This window comes from Actinoplanes sp. NPDC051494 (assembly GCF_044454705.1).
Lineage (GTDB): Bacteria > Actinomycetota > Actinomycetes > Mycobacteriales > Micromonosporaceae > Actinoplanes.
Genome location: NZ_JBITDZ010000011.1, coordinates 77560 through 96936 on the forward strand (window position 1 = coordinate 77560; position 19377 = coordinate 96936).

15 protein-coding genes, 1 tRNA gene and 1 other RNA gene are annotated in these 19377 nt (G+C 68.8%); 14 read left to right on the top strand and 3 right to left on the bottom strand.

What is annotated here, in order from left to right; genetic code table 11:
* The first annotated feature begins 354 nt into the window (after positions 1-354).
* The 6 genes from ACIA6A_RS31520 (at position 355) to smpB (ending at position 5715) form a co-directional block, all read left to right on the top strand.
* A complete protein-coding gene (locus ACIA6A_RS31520; protein ID WP_396101600.1) occupies positions 355-870 on the top strand; it encodes a PadR family transcriptional regulator in 516 nt (171 codons plus the stop codon).
* Between the two features lie 51 nt (positions 871-921).
* Positions 922-2046, top strand: a complete 1125-nt coding sequence (gene prfB / locus ACIA6A_RS31525; protein WP_396101601.1) for a peptide chain release factor 2 — start codon at positions 922-924, stop codon at positions 2044-2046.
* A 142-nt stretch (positions 2047-2188) separates the two neighbouring features.
* Positions 2189-2869, top strand: coding sequence for a cell division ATP-binding protein FtsE (ftsE, locus tag ACIA6A_RS31530; RefSeq protein WP_396101602.1), 681 nt, complete (start codon positions 2189-2191; stop codon positions 2867-2869).
* Positions 2870-2937: 68 nt separating this feature from the next.
* Entirely contained in the window at positions 2938-3816 is an 879-nt protein-coding gene (ftsX, locus tag ACIA6A_RS31535; protein WP_396101603.1) for a permease-like cell division protein FtsX, read from the top strand.
* Between the two features lie 107 nt (positions 3817-3923).
* Complete coding sequence (locus ACIA6A_RS31540) at positions 3924-5180, top strand: M23 family metallopeptidase (protein ID WP_396101604.1); 1257 nt, start codon at positions 3924-3926, stop codon at positions 5178-5180.
* Between the two features lie 58 nt (positions 5181-5238).
* Positions 5239-5715: an SsrA-binding protein SmpB gene (smpB, locus tag ACIA6A_RS31545; protein ID WP_396101605.1), complete on the top strand. Its 477-nt coding sequence runs from the start codon at positions 5239-5241 to the stop codon at positions 5713-5715.
* 166 nt (positions 5716-5881) lie between these two features.
* Here the strand turns inward: smpB and ACIA6A_RS31550 are convergent, their stop codons facing one another.
* Entirely contained in the window at positions 5882-6073 is a 192-nt protein-coding gene (locus ACIA6A_RS31550; RefSeq protein ID WP_396101606.1) for a hypothetical protein, read from the bottom strand.
* On the opposite strand from ACIA6A_RS31550, the gene ACIA6A_RS31555 reads away from it, so the two are divergent.
* The 8 genes from ACIA6A_RS31555 (at position 6060) to ACIA6A_RS31590 (ending at position 17867) form a co-directional block, all read left to right on the top strand.
* Positions 6060-6464 carry a cellulose binding domain-containing protein gene (locus tag ACIA6A_RS31555; RefSeq protein WP_396101607.1) on the top strand — a complete coding sequence of 135 codons (405 nt, stop codon included), beginning with the start codon at positions 6060-6062 and terminating at the stop codon, positions 6462-6464. The genes ACIA6A_RS31550 and ACIA6A_RS31555 overlap by 14 nt on opposite strands.
* A gap of 69 nt (positions 6465-6533) precedes the next feature.
* Positions 6534-6906, top strand: a transfer-messenger RNA (tmRNA) gene (gene ssrA, locus ACIA6A_RS31560).
* Between the two features lie 1241 nt (positions 6907-8147).
* Positions 8148-10229 (top strand): hypothetical protein, encoded by a 2082-nt coding sequence (locus ACIA6A_RS31565; protein WP_396101608.1) that lies wholly within the window; start codon positions 8148-8150, stop codon positions 10227-10229.
* A gap of 194 nt (positions 10230-10423) precedes the next feature.
* Positions 10424-15202, top strand: coding sequence for an ExeM/NucH family extracellular endonuclease (locus ACIA6A_RS31570; protein ID WP_396101609.1), 4779 nt, complete (start codon positions 10424-10426; stop codon positions 15200-15202).
* A gap of 283 nt (positions 15203-15485) precedes the next feature.
* On the top strand, positions 15486-16034 hold the full coding sequence (locus ACIA6A_RS31575; protein ID WP_396101854.1) for a YqgE/AlgH family protein: 549 nt from the start codon (positions 15486-15488) through the stop codon (positions 16032-16034).
* Positions 16035-16106: 72 nt separating this feature from the next.
* Positions 16107-16179: transfer RNA gene (locus tag ACIA6A_RS31580), tRNA-Ala, on the top strand.
* Positions 16180-16476: 297 nt separating this feature from the next.
* Positions 16477-17328, top strand: a complete 852-nt coding sequence (locus ACIA6A_RS31585; protein ID WP_396101610.1) for a type IV toxin-antitoxin system AbiEi family antitoxin — start codon at positions 16477-16479, stop codon at positions 17326-17328.
* A gap of 80 nt (positions 17329-17408) precedes the next feature.
* Positions 17409-17867 (top strand): hypothetical protein, encoded by a 459-nt coding sequence (locus tag ACIA6A_RS31590; RefSeq protein WP_396101611.1) that lies wholly within the window; start codon positions 17409-17411, stop codon positions 17865-17867.
* A gap of 2 nt (positions 17868-17869) precedes the next feature.
* On the opposite strand, the gene ACIA6A_RS31595 is transcribed toward ACIA6A_RS31590, so the two are convergent.
* Both ACIA6A_RS31595 and ACIA6A_RS31600 read right to left on the bottom strand, forming a co-directional pair.
* Positions 17870-18094, bottom strand: coding sequence for a hypothetical protein (locus ACIA6A_RS31595; protein ID WP_396101612.1), 225 nt, complete (start codon positions 18092-18094; stop codon positions 17870-17872).
* A 31-nt stretch (positions 18095-18125) separates the two neighbouring features.
* Entirely contained in the window at positions 18126-19331 is a 1206-nt protein-coding gene (locus ACIA6A_RS31600) for an FAD-dependent monooxygenase (RefSeq protein WP_396101613.1), read from the bottom strand.
* Positions 19332-19377 lie beyond the last annotated feature (46 nt).

Sequence of the window (19377 nt, forward strand, 5' to 3'; positions counted from 1 at the left end):
TCGAGGACGCGGTGGTTCAGGCGGAGCCGGCCGCGCCCTGTGCGCTCACCGGCTCCATCGTCGCCACCGACATCCTGGCGGTATCCCCATATGGGCTGATTGTCCCTAAAGTCGTTTGTTCAGAAAATTGGGACCGTGATTCTGCGGAGTTTGACGCGGTTCCGGACTTCGAGCGCCGTCTGACCGATTTCGCGCTCCATTCTACCCGCCGGGAGTCATCCTCAACGGCAAAACGCCCGGTCACGACCCTCGTGGTCGGACTGTCTGTGCGGGACAGTCGTATGTGGAGACGCAAATTGGACGGATCGGGCGAAATCCTGGACGCCGCAGCGACAAAGTGGCAGCTTAGAAGGCATGCCCGACTCTCAAATCAACCCTACGGCTGCCGCTCTGCTCGGTCTGCTCCACGACGGGCCGATGACCGGCGGACAGCTGATGGCGGCTGCCGAACGCCGTCTCGGGCCTTACTGGTCGATGACGCGGAGCCAGGTCTACCGCGAACTTCCGGTCCTGGCCGAACTGGGATACGTCCGACTCGGCAAGCCCGGACCACGGTCCAGCCAGCCCTACGCCATCACCGCCTCCGGCAAGCGCGCTTTCAGCAAGTGGCTCGCCGAGGCTCCCGGCCGGGATGCGATCCGCAACCCGATCGCGTTGCGGGTCGCCTTCGGCGAGCAGCACGCGGGTGGCCAGCTGAAGACGCTCTACACCGGGGCCAACGAGTATCACTCGGAGGCTCTGGCCATGGCGCGTGAGCAGGCCAAGGAGGCCAAGAAGGCCGGCGATCAGTACGGTGCCGCGGCGCTGGAGTTCGCGGTGGCCTATCACAAGGCGGCCCTGACCTGGCTCAAGGCCGCACCGGCGGAGTGATGAAGTGCCGCCCGGCCGCACAGGTGGCCGGGCGGCGTATTCTCGATAGTTGTGAGTGCACCCGACTTTCCTGACCAGCTCAAGGCCCTCGACGCCACCCTCCGCAACATCGAGAACGTCCTCGACCTCGACAAGCTGCGCCGGGAGCGTGCGGACCTCGAGGAGCAGGCCTCCGCTCCCGACCTCTGGGACGACCAGGCCCGCGCCCAGGACGTCAATTCCAAGCTTTCGTACGTCGCCGGGGACATCAGCCGGATGGAGAAGCTGCGCAGCCGGCTCGACGACGCCGGCCTGCTTCTCGAGATGGCCGAGGCCGAGGGCGACGCCGACTCGGTCGCCGAGGTGGGCAACGAGCTCGTCAGCCTCCACAAGGCGATCGAGGAGATGGAGGTTCGCACCCTCCTCTCCGGGGAGTACGACGCCCGTGAGGCGGTCGTCGCGATCCGGGCCGGCGCGGGTGGCGTGGACGCCGCCGACTTCGCCGAGCAGCTCCTGCGGATGTATCTGCGGTGGGCTGAGCGCCACGACTACCCCACCGAGGTCTACGACACCTCGTACGCCGAGGAAGCCGGTCTCAAGTCCGCCACGTTCGCTGTGAAGGTGCCCTACGCGTTCGGCACGCTCAGCGTCGAGTCCGGCACCCACCGCCTCGTCCGGATCAGCCCGTTCGACAACCAGGGACGCCGGCAGACGAGCTTCGCCAGCGTCGAGGTGATGCCGGTGGTGGCGGCCATGGACCATATCGACATCCCCGAGAACGAGCTCCGGACGGACGTCTACCGTTCGTCGGGTCCTGGTGGACAGAGCGTTAACACCACGGACTCCGCGGTGCGTCTCACGCACATCCCGACCGGCATCGTGGTGACGTGTCAGAACGAGAAATCGCAGCTTCAGAACAAGGCCTCGGCCATGCGCGTGCTGCAGGCCCGGCTGCTCGAACGCAGGCGCCAGGAGCAGGAGGCCAAGATGGCCGGCCTCAAGCAGGACACCACCGGATCCTGGGGCGATCAGATGCGTTCGTACGTGCTGCACCCGTACCAAATGGTCAAGGATCTGCGCACTGAGCAGGAAACGGGCAACCCGCCGTCGGTTTTCGACGGCCACATCGACGACTTCATCGCGGCCGGCATCCGCTGGCGGAAACAGAATCAGATCGCCGACGCCGCCTCGGCGTGACGGTCCGAACACGCGGGCGACACGCCGTCTGAACGAAGAGTCAGACGGCGCTCACCGCGAGTGTGGGAATAGGCCGATGGTGTGCAAAAGACGGTGACCGCCGGGGTTGGCAGTTCCGTTACACCGCGTAGACTCTCCACCCGTGATTCAGCTCGAGAACGTGACGAAGACGTATCCAAAGGCGTCGCGGCCGTCGTTGGACGACGTCAGCGTCGGTATCGACAAGGGCGAGTTCGTCTTCTTCATCGGTCCCTCCGGGTCCGGCAAGTCGACGATCATCAAGCTGCTCCTGCACGAGGTCGGCCCGACCAGGGGCAAGGTCGTGGTGAACGCCAAGGACGTCACCACGCTGCGCTCGTGGAAGGTGCCGCACTTCCGCCGGTCGATCGGCTGCGTCTTCCAGGACTTCCGCCTCCTGCCCAACCGCACCGCGTACGAGAACGTGGCGTTCGCGCTCGAGGTCATCGGCAAGACCAAGGCCGTGGCCCGCCGGGTCGTCCCCGAGGTCCTCGAACTGGTCGGCCTGGGTGGCAAGGAGCACCGCTACCCGCACGAGCTCTCCGGTGGTGAGCAGCAGCGTGTCGCCGTGGCCCGGGCGTTCGTGAACCGGCCGCTGATCCTGCTGGCCGACGAGCCCACCGGCAACCTGGACCCCGACACGTCCATCGAGATCATGCGACTGCTGGACCGGATCAACCGGACCGGCACGACGGTCGTGATGGTCACGCACGACTCCAACATCGTCAACCAGATGCGCCGCCGGGTCATCGAGATCGAGAGCGGACGTATTGTCCGCGACCAGGCCCGCGGCGTCTACGGCTGAGTCCGGGCCCCGCGCCCTCCCCCTGCTGAACCTGATCGAAGTACGCGGAGTCCCGGAAGGAACCCCCGATGCAACGCGCCAAGTACATCCTCAACGAGGTGCTGGTCGGCCTCTGGCGGAACGTCACGATGACGGTCGCCATGATCATCACTCTGTCGGTGTCGCTCACCATGCTCGGCGCCAGCGTGCTGATGTATATGCAGGTCGACCAGATGAAGACCTACTACTACGGTGAGATCGAGGTCTCGATCTTCCTGCGGGAGGACGTCACCGAGGCGCAGCGTGCTTCGATCGAGCAGTCGATCGCCGAGAACCCGCTGGTGGAGTCGAAGTCCTACGAGAGCCGTGAGGACGCCTTCAAGAAGTTCCAGCTCCTCTGGGAGGACTCGCCCGACTTCGTGAAGTCGGTCGGCCCGGACAGCCTGCCCGAGTCGTTCCGGGTCAAGCTGAAGAATCCGGAGGAGTATCAGGCCTTCGCCGATCAGATCAAGGATCAGCAGGGCATCCAGGACATCGTCGACCAGCGCGAGCTGCTCGAGAAGGTGTTCGACATCTTCAACGCGATCCAGGTGCTCGCGCTGGTGGTGGCCGGCTTCATGGCACTGGCGGCGCTGTTGCTGGTCGGTAACACCATTCAGGTGGCCGCCTACAGCAAGCGCCGCGAGGTCGCGGTCATGAAACTGGTCGGCGCGTCCAACTGGTTCATCCAGGCGCCGTTCGTGCTCGAGGCGGTGGTCGCCGGCCTGATCGGCGCGATCCTGGGCTTCGTGTTCATCTTCGTCGGCAAGCTGACGCTGCTCGACGGGCGGCTGGCGGCACTGACGAACGTGCTCACGCCGATCCCCGACGGGAACGTGTGGCTGATGCTGCCACTGCTCGCCGGTGTCGGAGCCCTGGTCAGCGCCGTCACGGCGTGGATCACGCTCCGGTTCTACCTCAAGGTCTAAAGCTCGACAGAACGATCGCCGCGCATCCGTACGACGGATGCGCGGCGATTGTACTTCTGGGCGATTTAACCGGATAGTCACGAAGAGTCGGAGTACGGTGACTCTTCGTGGGGTCCCAACACCGACGACGCAGCCGGGCACGTGCCGCGCTGGCTGTCTGTCTCAGCGTGCTCTGCCTCGCCGCACCGGCCCTGGCCGCGCCCGGCGGCGCCTGGGCCGATCCGGCCGACGACGCGAAGAAGGCCAGTCGTGCCGCGGACCGGGCCGAGGCGATCCTCGAGGACGCCACCGTGACGGCCCGCAACGCCGCGCGCCGCCTGGAGGCCGCCACAGCCGCTCTGCCCGCCGCGCAGGACAAGGTCGCCACCTCCCGGGGGGTCGTGGCCGCCGCGTCCGCACAGGCCGCCGCAGCCCGCCACAAGGCCGACGTCGCCCAGGCCGCGTACGCCATCACCGCGTCGAGTTTCGACGTCGCCCAGGGCCACGTCGACAAGGCCCGGGAACGGGTGGACGAGATCGCCGCCGCCACGTACATGGGTGGCAACTTCGCGGCCATCAACGTCCTCGTCGGAGCGCGCGGGCCCCAGGACGCCATGGACCGGCTCAGCCTCGTCGGGCAGGTCATGGAGAAGCAGCAGGACGGCATCGACGAGCTGATGATCTCGCGCCGGGCCGCGCGTACCGAACAGGACCGGGCCGGACTCGCCAAGCGGGCCGCCGACGACGCCGAGCGGGAGGCCAGCGGCAAGCTGGCCGCCGCGCGAGCCGCCCAGGCGGCCGCGGTGCAGGCCCGGGCGGCGGTGATCGAACTCGCGCAGAGCCGCAAGGATGCGCTGCGGGTGGCCCGGTCCCAGCGCGCCGCCGTCCTCGCGAAATACGAGCAGGCCAAGGCGGAGGAGACCCGGATCCAGAACGCGCTGCGCGGCTGGGACGACCGGAACGGCACCACCACCGGCACGTACGACGGTGGCACGCTCCTGATGCCGGTGCACGGCTGGAAGAGCAGCGACTTCGGCTCCCGGTACGACCCGTATTACCACGTCTGGCAGCTGCACGCGGGCACCGACTTCGCGGCACCCAACGGGGCACCCATCCGCGCGGCGGCCGACGGCGAGGTCATCCGGGCCGGATGGAGCGACGGCTACGGCAACTACACCTGCCTGTACCACGGCCGGGACATGACCAGTTGCTACGCGCACCAGTCCCGGATCCTGGTGTCCGTGGGCGAGTACGTCCGCCGCGGCGAGGTCATCGGCCGGGTCGGCGCGACCGGCGCCTCGACGGGTTACCACCTGCACTTCGAGATCCGTCTGGGCGGCAAGCCGACGAGTCCGCTGCCATATCTGCCGAGCTGTCTGTGCTGACCCGGCGCTAGGATTGACGGGTCCATCCGGACCCTTCTTTCTTGCTTGGGAGCTGAACATGCCGCGCGAACAGGGGCGCAAGGTCGTGTCCTCGAACCGGAAGGCGCGGCACGACTACACGATCCTCGGCACCTACGAGGCGGGGATGCAGCTCACCGGCACCGAGGTGAAATCGCTGCGGGCCGGCCGGGCGTCGCTCACCGACGCGTTCGGCCACGAGAACAACGGCGAGATCTTCCTGCACGGGATGCACATCCCCGAGTACACCCAGGGCACGTGGACCAACCACGAGCCGCGCCGCACCCGCAAACTCCTCCTGCACCGCGAGGAGATCGCCAAGATGATGGGCAAGCTCCGCGACGACGGCGTCACCCTCGTCCCGCTGCAGGTCTACTTCGAGAACGGGTACGCGAAGGTCGAGATCGGCGTGGCCAAGGGCAAGAAGTCCTACGACAAGCGTCAGGACCTCGCCACCAGGGACGCCAACAAAGAGATCAACAAGGCCATGGGCCGCCGTAGCAAAGGCATGGAATGACGGGTAACCTCCCCGCGGCCCAGTAAAACGCCGCGAAGGGACCGTCGTTGCCCGGCAAGCACTCCGTCCGTGTACTTCGCCTGCCCCGATACTCGTTCCACACCGTGGCCGCGACCCTGCTCGTGCTGCTCGTCGGCTGGGTCGCGGTCCGAGCGGTAGGCCCCGGTCACGCAGCCTCACCCCAGCTCGTCGTGCCGTCGACCGGGACGAGCGTGGTGCCGGCCGCGGTGGTCGAGCTCTCAGCACCCCCGCCGGCCTCGCCCGCGGCCTCGGCATCACTGACGATCTCCACGTCCGCGTCGCCGTCACCCTCCTCATCCCGTACGCCGTCCGCGTCGCCGTCCGTGACCACCCCCACGCCGTCGCAGCCGGTGTCGTCCCCGGCGCCGTCCCCATCGCTGTCGCCGTCCCGCCCGTCGTCCCCGGCGCCGTCCTCCGCCGCGCCCGCGGTCCTGGCCGCCCGCTACACCACGAGCGCATCCTGGGAAACCGGCTTCATCGGTACGGTCTCCGTGACCAACACCGGCACCGCGGAAGCGTCCTGGAGCGTGGATGTGACGTACCCCGCAGACGCCGGCGTGCGCATCACCAGCACCTGGAACGCCCAGCTCACGGGCGCGACCTTCAGCGGTGGCACCCTCGCCCCGGGAGCCACCGCGACCTTCGGATTTTCAGCGAACAAGCAGGTCAGAGCCCGGGTGGCTCCGTCCGGCTGCAGCATCGCCGGAACACCCTGCAAGATCGGCTGAATACCGGAATGAAGTCTGGGGCGAGACAGGTTAGGCTTGGGGTGGCCGCCACGCGTGGTGGCCCTACAAGGGGGTGACTGGTTTCGACTTCGTAAGTGGAGACAGGGGAAGCGAGCCGAGGAAGCCGACGTCGTCTCGAGAATCGGTCGTCGGAAATTTATAAGCGCCAATTCTAAGCGCTCTGAGTTCGTTCTCGCCGCCTGAGCGAGTAACGACTCTGTCGGACTAGGCACACCTTCGGCCTAGACCCCGGCATCAGCTAGAAGGTTGGCCAACCGGTCCCGGTCGCGGGGACCGCACGGCGAGATTAATCAGCGACTGGGCCCGTCACACCATCTTGCTCACGTGAACGGTGGGGCCGAGAAAGGCACAGTGAGCTGCGCTCGGAGAAGCCCTGACAAAGCAACGAAGGACCCGGGTTCGATTCCCGGCACCTCCACGAGTCGTCCTGGCGGCCCTATGCTCGCAGAAAGCGCGAGCGTGGGGCCGCCTCGTTATGTCTGCTACCGGGGGCCGAGCCCCCGGACGCCCCCACGGTGCGGTGGGCTCGCCTGCGGCATCGGGCGTTGGGGTGGGCTCGCCTGCGGCATCGGGCGTTAGGGGTGGGCTCGCCTGCGGCATCGGGCGTTACGGGGGCTCGCCTGCGGCATCGGGTGTTACGGGGGCTCGCCTACGGCATCGGGGGCTGCTCGTAGGTCCGGCGCTGGCCGTGCCGCCACGCGCTCCGCTGGTCGCCACGCCGCCGCCGCGGCCGTGCTGCCGCGTCGGCCGTGCCGCTGGCCACCACGCCGTTGTGCCGGTTGTGTCACCGCGCTGCCGTGCCGGTCGTGCCACCGGCCGCCGCCAGCGGCTGCTGTGCCGGCCAACGGCGGAGACATGGCTGCGCTGCCGCGCCATCACGCCGTCGGCCGCGCCGCCATGCCTCTGCCGTTGGCTGTGCGGCTGCCGTGCCACCGTGCCGGGCATGCCGCCTGCTACTGCGTCGCCATGCCATCGCGTGGCCGCCGTGCCTGCCATACCGTCCGCGACCGTGTCTCTGTGCCAGCCGCGTCGCCGCGCCATCGCGTGGCTGCCGCGCCGCCGCGTGGGCGGCCGGCGTGCTGCCGCCGTCGGCCGTGCCTTCATTGTGTTGGGCGCCTGCGCCACCGGGCTGATACGTCGTCGGCTGCGCTGCGTTGCGGTGCCGCTGTGCTGCTGCCGGTGGCTGTGCGGATGCCGGGCGTTGGGTCGCTGGTTGGGGTGGTGGGGGTGGTTGCTCAGGGTGGTTTTTTGTTTGCTCTGTGTTGGTGGAAACGTATTGCCGGGTGTTGATGTGCGTGCCATGATCCGGGCGCTCCGCGTCTCATGTGGAGCCTCGGACGGGGAGTGTGCATGGCGATCAGGCGGTACACGTACGTGCTGCGCGTGGGTTTGGTTGTTGGTCTCGGGCTTGCCGGTCTGGTGGGTGTCGGCGGGCCCGCGCGGGCGGCCGGGGATGTCCGGCCGGCGTCGGGGGACGGGGCGGCGGCTGGTGTCGCCGATGAGGATCTGAGTCCTCGGCGGGTCAACGTCGGGCGGGGCGCGAGGCCTTCGGTGGCGCCGCGGCAGCAAGGCTTGGGTGCCGGGTGCGGCGGGGGAGTCGCTGAGTTCGGCGAGATCTACAGCTGCTCGTCCCTGACCGGGGACCGGCAGGATGTTTTCACGGTGACTACCGGCGTGGACGGGGACGTGCTCTACGGGGCTGTCACCGAGACCGCCAACAATGATGAGACCGACAGTGTCAGTGCGGCCGTGTACGACACCGCCGGGAACTATCTCTGCTACTACGGGTCGTATCCGGGTGGCTGTGAGCTCGGCTCCGCCGGGACGTACACCGTCGTGGTCGCGCTGGCGTACAGCTCGGGTGACATGGCGTACACGTTGTCGGTGCAGTCGCAGCGGACGCCGTCGGGTTGCCGGACGCTCGGGGACGGGTTCTTCTCGTTCTCGTCGGCGGGTCATGCCGGTGAGCTGGCCCGGGGGGCGGCGGGGGACTGCTACACGTTCGACCAGCCGGTCGGCAGTGTGCTGCAGATGTTCGCTCCGGGTGCGTCGGACAGCGGCGATGTGCGGGGGCAGATCCTGGATGCCGACTACCAGCCGGTCTGCCCGGTTCAGGATGCCTATGCCTGCACCCTGAGCACGCCGGGGCCGTACCACCTGATGGTGTTCGAGCTGTACAGCAACCCGGTCACGTATACGCTCCGGATGGCGCGGATCTCCCACTCGACGGGGTGTGGCGCTGTCGGCACCGGCACTCTCGACAGCGGGAACGCCGTCGGTTGCCATCAGCTCCATGCGTCTTCCGCCGGTGGGGTCGTGGTCCGGATCCACAACGACCAGTCGATCTGGTGGCGGCTCTACGACGAGGCGGGTCAGGAGATCTGCGACAAGTACGCGAGCCTGCGTGCCTGTCAGCTCCCGGCCGCCGGCGACTACACGATCGTGACGAGCAACCAGGACTGGGAGCCGGTCACGTACCAGATCGCGGTGGCCTCGCTCACCGGCTCCGCCGGGTGCACCACCACGGCGTCGTTGCGCTGGGATCAGGCGGCTGAGCTGCTGCACCAGACGTCCCCGGTGCAGACGAACTGCCAGGAGTTCTCCGGTGCGGCCGGGCAGCGGGTCGTCGTGTACGCGGCGCCGACCCGGTACAACGACGTCTACCCGATGGTGGTGAACGGTGCGGGTGAGGTGCTCTGCGCCGGTTACAGCGAGGAGACCGGGTGCCTGCTGCCGGACGATGGCACGTACCGGGTGGTCTCGTACCTGGAGCAGTGGGATGCGGAGAGCGCCGACGAGACGTACAAGGTGCAGATCCGCAGTCTCAGCACGCCGCAGGGGTGTCCGGTGGTGCAGCCGGGCGGGTTCAACGAGCCGCCCGCCGGGGCCTACGCGCCGGTCCGCTGCCGGACCCTGCGGATCCCCGGGCCGGGCAGCTATCAGATCCGGGCGTTCGACGACGAGAACTACCGGATGGGTGCCTCGGTGTTCGACAGCACCGGGCACCGGCTCTGCGACGACTCCGCGAACTGCGCGTTCCCGGCGGCCGGTGACTACACGCTGGTGCTGTCCGCCCAGGTCACGAGCAGGGTCATCGACAACGACTTCTCGTACGTCGTGAGCCTGTTGCCGCCGCGGCCCTCCGGGTGCCCGCCGTTGGCGCAGGAGCTGTACCGCGGCGTGTTCACCGACCCGGGACAGGTCCTCTGTGTCCAGCTGCCGCAGTCGACCGGGCAGCGCGTCGTCGAGCTCGTCCCGGCCGGCACCGGGTACCCGCTCACGAAGGTCTACGACTCGACCGGTCAGTACCTCTGCGATTCCTCGTACGAGTTGTGGCAGACCAGCTGCCTGCTGACCGGGACCGCGCCGTACGTCGCCGTCGTCTCGCAGCAGGAGGGCGTGGCTCCCGGACCGGTCGCGGCCCGCTTCCTGCGGGTCGACGGCCCGCCGTCGTGCCCGGTGTTCGACGGTTCGGCGCTGACCACCGGCGGGGACGACTTCTCGGTCTGCCGTGCCGTCCCCGCCGATGCGCATGCCGCCAGGGAGACGTTCACCTGGAAGCGCACCGCGGGTACGGGCGGCGCCTACCTGTCGATCTTCGACGCGAACGGTGTCCGCCGCTGCGGTCCGACCGGCACGTTCCCCGAGCGTACGGTGACGTGCGTGCTCCCGGCCGGCGCGCTCACGGTCGTGCTGAACGCCTCCGAGGCCGGCGCGACCTTCGACCTGACCCGCCAGTCCTAGCCGCACCCGGGGGTGGCCGGTACGCCGGGCCACCCCCGGGTCACCGAATGGTCGATGTCTTATGTGGAGGAAAAGGGCGTACAAAACCGAACAATGTTTATCCGTTACCCGAATGACAACCTGAACGAGTATTCATTGTCATCCGAGGGCTTTATGATCCGGCGGATCACCTTGCTTCGGAGGAAAGAATCTCGATGCGTCGATACTTGCCCGCTGGGCGGACTGTGGGCGTAACAGCCCTGGTCACTGCCCTGGGTCTCAGTTTTGCCGGTCCCGCGGCAGCCGCGGACGACCCGGTCTCCCCTTTCATCAGTGAGATCCATTACGACAACGTCGGCACCGACAGCGGCGAGGCCATCGAGGTTCAGGCTCCGGTCGGCTTCGATCTGGCCGGCTGGAAGGTCGTTCTCTACAACGGCGCCAACAACGCGGCGTACGACACGAAGACACTCAGCGCGGTGGTTCCGGCCGCCGGCGTCGTCGTGCAGACGTACCCGGCCGACGGTGTCCAGAACGGCTCGCCGGACGGCGTGGCGCTGGTCCGGCCCGACGGCACGGTGGCGGAGTTCCTCAGCTACGAGGGCACGCTGCTGACCAGTGTCGACATCGGTGTGGCCGAGAGCAACGCGACCCCGGTCGGGTACTCGCTGCAGAAGATCGACGGGACCTGGCGCGAGGCCGCCCCGAACAGCTTCGGCGCGCTGAACGGTGGTACCACACCGCCGCCCACCGATCCGGAGGAGCCGTCCACCGGCTGCGTCGCGACGGTCACCCACACGATCGCGCAGGTGCAGGGTGACGGCCCGGCGACTCCGGTGGCCGGCACCAAGGTCACCGTCGAGGGTGTCGTCACCGCTGACCACCGCACCGGTGGCTACAACGGGGTCTACATCCAGACCGCGGGCAGTGGCGGTAGCCGTACGGTCGCCGCGGGCACCGCCTCCGACGGCATCTTCGTGTACGGGTCCGCGGCGAACCAGCCGTCCGTCGCGATCGGTGACCTGGTGCGGGTCACCGCCACCGCGAGCGAGTTCAACGCGTTCACCGAGCTGACCATCGCGGCGAAGACCGACGTGCAGGTCTGCTCGCACGACGCCACGCTGCCCACCCCGGTCGCGCTGACGCTGCCGCTCGACGACGCGGCCCGTGAGTCGGTCGAGTCGATGCTGGTCGCGCCGGCCGGTGCGTACACCGTCTCCGATGTCTACAACACGAACCGGTACGGCGAGATCGTGCTGGCGGCCGGTGCGAAGCCCGCGCTGATCCCGACCGACGTGGCCCGCCCCGGTTCCGAGGGTGCCGCGAAGGTGAAGGCCGGCAACAAGCTCGGCCGGATCCTGCTCGACGACGGCCGCACCACGAACCTGTCGACCGGCAACATCGCCCCGCCGTACCTGGCCAAGGACGAGCCGCTGCGCGTCGGTGACACGGTCGCCGCGTTCGGGCCCACGGTGCTGGCGTACGGGTTCGACGAGTGGCGCCTGCAGCCGACCACCCCGGTCGACGCGACCACCTCGCCCGCGAACCGGACCACGTTCACGGACACCAACGCCCGTACCTCGGCACCGGTCGACGTCGGCGGCGACGTCCGGGTCGCGAGCTTCAACGTGCTGAACTACTTCGTCCACTTCGGTGGCGACGCCCGGGGCGCCACGACCGCGGCCGCCCTGGCGAAGCAGCAGACGAAGATCGTCTCGGCGATCACCGCGCTGGACGCCGACGTGGTCGCGCTCATGGAGATCGAGAACTCGGTCCGCTTCGAGGCGAACGACCCCCAGCTGGCACTCAAGACCCTGGTCGGCGCGCTGAACGCGAAGGACGGCGCGGGCACGTGGGACTACGTGCGCTCGCCGGCCGAGCTGCCGGGCGCCACCGAGCAGGACTTCATCACCACCGCGATCATCTTCAAGCCGGCCGCGGTCACCCCGAAGGGCGCGTCCCGCTCGGTCAGTGACGAGACGGTGTGGGCCAACGCCCGGGAGCCGATCGCGCAGACGTTCACCGCCGGGACGATCGACTTCACCGTCGTCGCCAACCACCTCAAGTCGAAGAGCGCCTCGGTGGCCCCGACCGGCGACAACGTCGACACCGGTGACGGGCAGGGCGCCTACAACGGCGACCGGACCCGGCAGGCGGCCGCGCTCGCGGCGTTCGTCGACCGCGTGCAGACCGACAGCGGCACGGACAAGACGATCCTGCTGGGCGACTTCAACGCGTACACCCAGGAAGATCCGCTCGAGGTCCTTTACGACAAGGGCTACACCGACCTGCACAGCACGTTCGCGCCCGGGAAGAACTCCTACGTCTTCGGCGGCGAGTCGGGCTCCCTCGACCACGCGTTCGCGACGCCGAAGCTGGCCGAGCGGGTCACCGGGGTCGACATCTGGAACATCAACTCCGTCGAGTCCTTCGCGTACGAGTACGACGGCTACGCGCCGTTCTACGACGACGGTCCCTACCGGGCGAGCGACCACGACCCGGTCGTCATCGGCCTGAACACCAAGGCGGCCGGCCCGGTCGACCTGCAGCTGCTGAGCATCAACGACTTCCACGGCCGGCTCGAGTCGCCGACCACCGGCGTCGGCGGTGCCGCCCAGCTCGTCGGCATGGTCAACCAGCTGCGCGCGCAGAACCCGAACACCGCGTGGGTGTCGGCCGGCGACAACATCGGCGCGTCCACGTTCATCTCCGCGATCGACGGTGACAACCCGACCATCGACGCGCTGAACGCCGGTGGCCTGAACGTCGCCGCGGTCGGCAACCACGAGTTCGACAAGGGCCTCGCCGACCTGCTCGGTCGCGTCGAGGACCGGGCCGACTTCCCGTACCTCGCGGCGAACGTCTACAAGGACGGACAGCGCGTCCTGCCCGGTTACACCGTGCAGACCGTGGGCGGCGTCAAGGTGGGCTACATCGGCGTCGTCACCGAGCAGACCGCGTCGCTGGTCAGCCCGGACGGCATCGCCGGGGTCGAGTTCCGCGACCCGATCGCCGAGACGAACACGCTCGCCACGCAGCTCTCCGACGGCGACGAGGCCAACGGTGAGGCCGACGTGCTGGTGCTGCTCGCCCACGAGGGCGCGGCTGCCGAGCACATCGGTTCGGCCGCCGACCTGGTCGCCGACCCGGTCTTCGGGGACTTCACCCGGGTCAGCGCCGACATCGACGCGATCCTCAGCGGTCACACCCACCAGCCGTACGCGTTCGAGGTGCCGGTCCCCGGCACCGACCGGACCCGTCCGGTGATCCAGGCCGAGGACTACGGCGTCAAGCTCGGCCGGGCGACGCTCACGTTCGACCCGGCGACCGGGTCGGTCACCGCGTCCACCGCCGAGCTGCTCGACGTCACCGGATACACCCCGGACCCCGAGGTCGCCGCGATCGTGGCGAAGGCCAAGGAGACCGCGACCGAGCTCGGCAAGCAGCCGCTCGGCACGATCACCGGGGACATCAAGCGCGGGGTCACCGCGGCCGGTGGCGAGGACCGCGGCGTCGAGTCGGTCATGGGCAACTTCATCGCCGACGTCCAGCTCGACCAGACCAGCGCGGCGGGGCGTGGCGGCGCGCAGATCGCCTTCATGAACCCCGGTGGTCTGCGGGCCGACCTCAAGTACGGCACCGACGGCACGATCACGTACGCGGACGCGTTCGCGGTGCAGCCGTTCGCCAACGACGTGGTCACCCAGACGCTCACCGGCGCCCAGATCAAGCAGGTGCTCGAGGAGCAGTGGCAGCCGGCCGGTGCTTCCCGGCCGGTGCTTCATCTCGGCTCGTCGAAGGGGCTCGTCTACTCCTACGACCTCAGCAAGCCGCGCGGCGAGAAGATCATCGCCTCCTCGTTGAAGCTCAACGGGACGGTGCTGAACCCGGCCGGTACGTACCGGGTCACGTCGAACTCGTTCCTCGCCGCGGGTGGCGACAACTTCACCACCCTGGGCACCGGGACGAACCGGGTCACCACCGGTGACAACGACCTCACGATGCTGGTCAACTACTTCGCCGCGTACTCGCCGATCACCGCCGACCCGGCGCCCCGGTCCCGCGAGGGTGTCCTCGACACCACCGCGCCGACCGGGACGTTCCGGCTGAGCACGGCCCTGCTCTGGCCGGGCCAGTCGGTGCGGCTCGACCAGCTCGCCCTGGCGGACGACACGAGCGCGGCCGCGGCCGTCACCCGGGTCGTCACGTGGGGTGACGGCACCGCGCCGGAGACCCTCGCGGCCGGTACGACCACCGCGACCCACAAGTACGCCAAGGCGGGCCGCTTCCAGGTCTCGGTCGCGCTCACCGACGAGGCGGGCAACACCGCGCAGGCCGGGTTCTCCACGTTCTCCGTCGTCGCGGTGACGGCTCAGAACGGAAGATTCACCCTGGACCGTACGGCGATCTGGGCCACCCAGTCCGTCAAGCTCAGCCTCACGCGGGTCAGTGGCGCCACCAAGGTCACGATCGCGTGGGGTGACGGCACGACCTCGACCGTCGCGCCCAGCACCACCTCGGTGACGCACAAGTACACCCGGGCGGGCACGTTCGCGGTCAAGGTCACCCCGGTCAACGCGGCCGGAACGGGCACGACGGTCACCGCCGGCTCGGTCAAGGTCGTGACGGACGTCTTCCGCCCGGCCGTGGCCCTGTCCGCACCGGGTCACCCCGAGCGGGTGACGTCGTGGAAGAGCGTCGGCGGCGTCGCGTTCGACCTCGGTTCCGGGGTTGCCCGGGTCCAGGTCAAGCTCGTCGAGCAGCGGTCCGGCAAGTGGTACTACTACACCGGCACGTCGTGGGTGAAGGCCTCTTCCTACGAGAACGCCCGGGCCAGGGCCAAGGTCATCAGCGTGGTCCCGAACGCCAAGGGCCGCTGGAGCCTGGGGATCAAGGGTGTCACCAAGGGCACCCTGAAGATCGCCTACTCGGCGACGGACAAGGTCGGTAAGTCCTCGTCCGTCAAGAACTACAGCGTGAAGATCACCAAGTAACACCCCGCACGCGAAAGGGCCCTCACCAGCGATGGTGAGGGCCTTTCGCGTACGTGTACCGCTTCCGGGTGATCTGTTCACGCCGGTCCATGCGACGTGATGGACTCGGGCGGACGTCGACCGTGCGGCGTGGACCCCTCGCGCTGCGTACCCGGGTGGCCGCTCGTTCCCGCGCAGACCTTATCGGTGGCCGGAACCGCAAGCTAATGTCCATTCATGGCGCGAAAGCGAGGCTGTTGTGTTCAGTGAAGAGCAGCGCATCGGAGGTCGGTCCGTGGAGTCGATGACCGGGCAGCTGCTGGTCGCGACACCGACCCTGAAGGACCCGAACTTCGACCGTACGGTCGTGCTGCTCGTGGCCCACGAGACCGGGGGTGCCCTCGGCGTGGTGCTGAACCGCGCCACCGAGGTCCCCGTCGCCGAGGTCCTCGGCGGCTGGGGCGAGCTGGCCGGCGACCCCGCGGTCCTCTTCGAGGGGGGCCCGGTCCAGCCCGAGTCGGCGATCTGCCTCGCCCGCACCCGCCCCGAGGTCAAGAAACGCCTCTCCGGCTTCCACCAGGTCGCCGGAGCCCTCGGCACGGTCGACCTGTCCGCCGACCCGGACCGCCTCCGCGACAGCGTGACCGGCATCCGCGTCTTCGCGGGCTACTCCGGCTGGTCCCCGGGCCAGCTCGAGGACGAGATCGCCGGCGGCTCCTGGTTCGTCTTCGACGCCCTGCCCGGCGACCCGTTCGTGCACCGCCCGGACGACCTCTGGGCCATGGTCCTGCGCCGCCAGGGCGACATCCTGGCCGCCGTCGCCCACTTCCCGCCGGACGTCTCGCTGAACTGAGGACCCCCTGCGATCGCCTCCCCAGAGGTGTGTACTATTTCTTCCTGTGCCCGGGTAACCGGGAACAAGCAAGGGGCTGTGGCGCAGCTGGTAGCGCACCACACTGGCAGTGTGGGGGTCAGGGGTTCGAGTCCCCTCAGCTCCACCCTTGCGGAAACGCCCGGACTTCGGTCCGGGCGTTTTTTGCGTTGTCCGTCCTGCCTCCCGGCTTCTGTTCATTATTTGCTCTTGTTCAAATAAGTTGAACAGCATGAAAAGCCGAACGGGGGGCGGGCCTGGCTCGCAGTGGATCCCGCGGTCAGCGCGGGAACACTTGCGCGAGTTCGGCATCGCCGTGAAGGAGGGTGCGTCCCCGCCGGATTTGGACAGCGGAGGGGACGCGGTTGTCACGCTGTCCCGAGGTGGCAACGTCGCTGCCTGCACGGTACGGATGATGGCGTCGATGACGCTGACCGCGCTGACCCGGATCAAGCCGGCGGAGTCCGGCCCGCTGCTGGTGATCGGTGACCGCATCGACCGTCGCAGCGCCGATGCGTTCCGTGCGGCGAACATCCAGTTCCTTGATGCGCGGGGAAACGCGTTCATCGCTTTCGGCGACGTGTTCATCGACGTCAGGGGACGTACCGGGTCCGGTGCTCGACTGCCGGCGTACCCGTCCGCAAGCGAGGCCCGGCCCTCGGCCAACCTCTTCAGTCGCGGCCGTGCGCAGGTCATCATGGCGCTCCTCGCCTGGCCGGAACTGGTCGGTGGCCGGCGCCGGGAGATCGCACGGGCGTCCGGGACCTCGTTGGGCCAGGCGCACAACGTTCTGACCCACCTCGAGGACGCCGGGTTTCTGCTGTCTACCTCGGCCGAAATGACCAAATTCGACGAGTTGCTGGCCTGGTGGACCGCGGCCTACCCGACCGGCCTCGGCCCACGTCTGGAACTCGCTCGATTTCATGGAGACCCGCGCCGGCCACTGCAGAGCGACGGCCCCGTCCGTCTCAGTGGGGAGACGGCTGCGGGAGTCGGCATCGTGCATCCGGCGACGGTGACCATCTACCTCGACTCGGTGGACCAGAAGCTGCCCGTCGTCAACCGCTGGAGTACGGACCCGGACCGCGTTCGCAATGTGTTCGTCCGTCGGAAGTTCTGGACGTCGCCACGTCCGGATGAGGAAGACCCCGAGGTGCCAGTACAGAATGGCCCCTGGCCGATGGTCTACGCCGACCTGATGGCCACCGGTGACGCGCGTCTTGCCGAGGTGGCCGGGACATGGAGGGCCAGTCGTGCCGGACCCCGCCCGGGCTGATCCGGCTCATGCCGTTCGGTTCGTTCGGGGCTGATCACTAAGCTGCCTCGGTGACTGATATCGATCTTGGTGTTTCTCCGGTGGCTGAACCGCGTCGGCGGCGTTGGTGGTGGCCGGCCGTGGCCGCCGTGCTGGTCGTCGCGGTGGGTGTGGTGGGGGTTCTGCTCGTGGTGCTGCGGGGCGGCGAGGACAGCCGGACCGTGCGCCTGGAGGTCTCCTCCCCGGGCGGCGGAGAGCTGAAGATGCTCATGTACGGGACGGACATTTCCGGGGCGACGGTCCTCGGCGATTCCCGGGACCTGGTCGAAGCGGGGGTCATGGACGGCTGGCTCGGCGAGGAGAGCGTGGCGCTGCCCTGGTCGCAGGAGATCACCGTCGAGCCGGACGCCCGCAAAATCATCTTGAGCGGGATAGCGGCCGCACCCGGCACCGGAGACTTCCGGTGCCGGGTGCTGGTCGGCGGCAAGGTCGTCGAGGAGGAGACCTTCAACCTCGGCATCGACTGTTCCGTGCCGGTGGCCCGGGTCCTGCCCGACTGACGTCAGGGCGTCAGCGCGCCGCGGAGGCCTTCGGTGGCGTTGTCGAGCAGGGGGCGGCCGTGGCCGAGGCCGGCGATCCTCGGCCGGAGCGCGACGAGCCGGGTCAGTGCCCGGCGGGCCCGGTGACCGTCGACGTTGAACGGTCCCGGGGTGGGCCGGCCGCCGGGGCAGCTGATCGAGATGTCACCCGTCAGCACCGTCGCTTGCTGGCGCTGGTGGGCAGCCACCACAGCTCATCGGCGATCAGCGGGATCCCGCTCATGATCGGGGCGCGAGCGTGATGTCGGGCAGGGCCTGGTCGGTCCTGGCCACGTGTCCGAGCCGGCCGGTCAGTTTGCGGAAGGGGCCCATGCTGCCGATCTTCGCGCCGATTCGCTGGGCTCGGACGCCGGCGCGGGAGTTCGGATAGAACAGGTTCGGGGTGCCGGGCGGGAGCTGCTGCGCGGCCGTGACCAGTGGCCTCATCCACTCCTCGTACCGTTTCAGGGCGTCCTCGGGGCCGGACTTCGACAGGTATGCCGCGAGGACGTAGCCGCCGACCATCGCGAGGGAGGTGCCGCCGCCGCCGAGCGGGGTGACGCACCAGGCGGCGTCGCCGGTGACGCAGACCCGGCCCCTGGTCCAGGTGGGCATGGTGATCTGGGTGAGGTAGTCCATGTAGACGTCCTCGGAGGTGGCGAAACCGTCGACGACGCGCCGGGTCTGCCAGCCGGCGCCGGCGAAGGTGGACCGCAGTGCCTCGCGGGCCTGGTCGATGGTCAGCTCGGCAAGGTTCCGGCCGCGGTCGCGGTCGGTGAACGCCAGGGTGGCGCGGGTCGTGCCCTTGTTGTCGGGGCGCAGCGTGACCTGGCGTCCTCCGGTGGTGGTGTACCAGCGCCACCACCGGTCGTCGTCCGGCGTCCGGGCGATGGTGCCGTAGGCCATGTTCAGGCCGAGCTCCCGGCGCCCGACCTCGGCGCCGAACACCGCGTCGCGGGTCCGGGAGCGGACGCCCTCGGCGATGACGAGCAGGTCGAACCGCTCGGCCGGGCCGGAGCTGAGGCGCACCTCCACCTGCTGGTCGCGGTCCGTCACGCGGTCGATGGAGTCCCCGTACCGGACGTCGACGTGCGGGGGCAGGTGGTCGAGGATCACCCGGGCCAGGTCGCCGCGCAGGATCTCCAGCTCGGCGGTGGGGCCGTCGGCCTCCTCGACCGGGAACGCGGCGACGACCCTGCCGTTGTCGTCGATGATCGAGGTGCCCTCCTCGGTGGTGCTCTGCCGGCGCACCTCGTCCGTCAGGCCCATCCGGTCGAGGACGTCGCGCGCGGCGCCGCGGATGTCGATGTTCTGGCCGCCGTCCCGGAAGCCGGCGAAGCGTTCGAGGACCGTGCAGTCCCAGCCCGCTCGGCCGAGCCAGTAGGCGGTGCTGAGGCCCGCGATGCTCGCTCCGGAGACGAGGGCACGGGGTCGGGGTGCGGTCACGGCGGTCCCATCAGAAGGCTTGAAAATCAAATGATTACATAATCAA